This window comes from Micromonospora sp. NPDC057141, from assembly GCF_042670805.1.
Classification (GTDB): Bacteria; Actinomycetota; Actinomycetes; order Mycobacteriales; family Micromonosporaceae; genus Micromonospora.
Window position 1 is genome coordinate 1 of the sequence record NZ_JBHUVA010000160.1, and the last position, 2,413, is coordinate 2,413.

At 71.3% G+C, this 2,413-nt stretch carries 1 protein-coding gene and 2 pseudogenes; 1 reads left to right on the plus strand and 2 read right to left on the minus strand.

Annotation, left to right across the window (positions count from 1 at the left end):
* Positions 1–242 (minus strand): annotated as a pseudogene (locus tag ACFT41_RS32160) (hypothetical protein); the annotation flags it as partial.
* 998 nt (positions 243–1,240) lie between these two features.
* Between ACFT41_RS32160 and ACFT41_RS32165 the strand changes: the two are divergent.
* On the plus strand, positions 1,241–1,669 hold the full coding sequence (locus ACFT41_RS32165) for a MobC family plasmid mobilization relaxosome protein (protein ID WP_377210550.1): 429 nt from the start codon (positions 1,241–1,243) through the stop codon (positions 1,667–1,669).
* 19 nt (positions 1,670–1,688) lie between these two features.
* On the opposite strand, the pseudogene ACFT41_RS32170 reads toward ACFT41_RS32165, so the two are convergent.
* A pseudogene (locus tag ACFT41_RS32170) lies at positions 1,689–2,413 on the minus strand (hypothetical protein); the annotation flags it as partial.

The following is a 2,413-nucleotide window of genomic DNA, read 5'->3' on the forward strand; positions in this document are numbered from 1 at the left end:
GTTTCGTCACGTGACGAATCGTCGGGGCTCCGGGAATCGTCACGTGACGAATCTCGGCGTGCGACGGCCGACGCCACGGCGGCGACCACGGCCTCCCGCTGCTTCCTCGCCTCGTACGCCCGTTGGCGGCAGCTCCGGCGGCAGTAGTCCTTGCTCCGGCCGATGCCGTTCTGCTGGATCGGGGAGCCGCACCAGGCGCAGAGCTTCGCTCCGTCGGGGTCCCGGGGGGTGTCGTGCTTCATGGCGCATGACCGTACGCGGCACGTCTCATGGCGCGGCGGGTGGGCGCGGTAAGAGTTTCTCTACTCCATCAAGGCGGCCCGCACGCGGGCCGCGCGGCCCGCCGTCGGCCGGACCGCTCCTGTCTTCGCCCCGCTGCCCGGCCGCCCCCGGGCCGCTCGCCCGGAAGCGCCGGCGGATGACCCCGGCCTCGTTCCTCGAGGACGGCACCGACCCACGGCGTACGTCTCCGAGATGACGTACGCCGACGAGCACCAGGAGCACGAGCCCGGACTCCAGGGGCCAAGGTTTTGGCACTTTTGGGACCGCCCAACGCGCGCACGCGCGACGAGCACCAGGAGCACGTCGACGTCGTCGCACCTCTGGCACTTTTGCTCGTCGTCCCGCCGCACGGTCCTCGAACGGATCGCCCACACCCTTGCATTCCGATCCGAAGGCCCAAGCCGACAAGATCGTTACGGCCACAGCTCATGCACTACGGCACGGCGCTTCCGGTCACACCTCTTGCATTACGGCCGGAGCCGCCGCGAGGGGGTCGACCACGGCGCGGGAGACTCCCCGTCATGAGCACCGCGCGACGCCGTCTCGGCACCGGCCCGAGCACCACCAGGAGCACGACGACGACGGACGCCGCACCGCGGCTGCTGCCCGTCGAGCGAGTGGTGCCGGACGCACTCCTGGGGGACGTCGAGCACCAGGACGTGCACGCGCGAAAAGGCCGGCGGACGCTCGGACCGGGGATCGACGCGACGCCCTCGGTCGGGGAACCGCTGGAGTCTCCAAACGGATAACTTGCTCGGCCCCCGGGCGGGCGCGGGAGCAATGCTCACGCGATAACTTGCTCCGCCCCCGGGGGACTCTTCGGACCCAACCTGCTGCTGACTTCCGGGCCGTAGATGACGGCAGCAAGTTGGTGCATACGGTTACCGTATGCGCGCTGATCGGGGACGATCAGCGGTCGGTCCGAGCACGGACCGGGGGAGTTTCGGAGGGGGATCTCGTGCGGCCACAGCGGGTGTTTCCGGAGCAGCGGCGGCGTACCCGGCGCAACGACGAGCCGCGTCCGCACCGCCTGAATCTCCGGCTCGGTGACGACGAGAAGGCAGCCGTCGAGGCCGCCGCGAAGCTCGCCCGGCTGACCCCCTCCAGCTACGCGGCGCACGTCGCCGTGTCCGTGGCGATGAGCACGCTGTGGCCGGTCCCGAGGACCCGGCGCGAGGAGCTGCGCGAGCTGCTTGCCGCCCGGATCGGGCTGACCCGGATCGGCACGAACCTGAACCAGATCGCGCGGACGCTGAACGCCGGCGGCGACGTCACCCAGGAGCAACTGGAGGCCGTTCTGCAGCGCGTCGGCGAGGCCGTGCGGCGGGTCGACGAGGCGACCGTCGTGAACATGCGGCGCCGCCAACCCGAACCGCCTGACCTCTGACCCCTCCGCCCGAAGGCGGTCAAGGGGTGACGGCGGGCGCTTCCACGGCAGGGCTGGGCGAGGGAGTGGTGCGGCGGCGCAGGCGGGCCTGGAGTTCGGCGGTGTCGACGGGGGCGTCGTCGTGCTCCTGGTCCTCGTGCTCGCGGCGGCGGCGTGCAGCTGCTTCCTCGCGGCGGCGGGCGAGGTTGTCGAGCATGTTCGTGTACGCCTCGGCGACCTGAGCGGCCGACAGGACTACCGCCGTGTCGGCGACGTCGGCCAGGGCGAGGATCTCGCGGACCCTGCCAGCGACGGCTTCCGGGTCGGTGTTGCCGTCCTTGCCCTCGGCGGCCTCCGTGGCTGCGAGGTCGAGGCCCTTGCGGGTGACGGCCGTCCAGCCTTCTTCGGCGATGGCGACGCCGGCGCGAAGCTCGCCGTCCTCGGCGTCCGAGCCGAACAGCATGTCGAGGTCGTCCTCGTGGGTGTCGCCGCCCTCGATGCCGAGCATCTGCCGCAGGTAGCGGGTCCATTCGATGGCCCGGCGGCCCTTGGTGGCCCGCTCGTACTCCTGCCACTTGGCCAGGTTCCACTCCAGCGTGCCGATGCCGGAGGCGCTGCCTTCCTCGCCGTCGTCGGGCACCCCGTTGGCCAGGTCGCCGATGCGGAAGAGGAGTTCGAACGGCGTGACGTTCTCCCCGGTGGCGGTCTTGAGGTCGGCGCGGGTCAGCTCCAGTGCGGGCTGCTTGCCGTCCTGGGTCTTGGCTG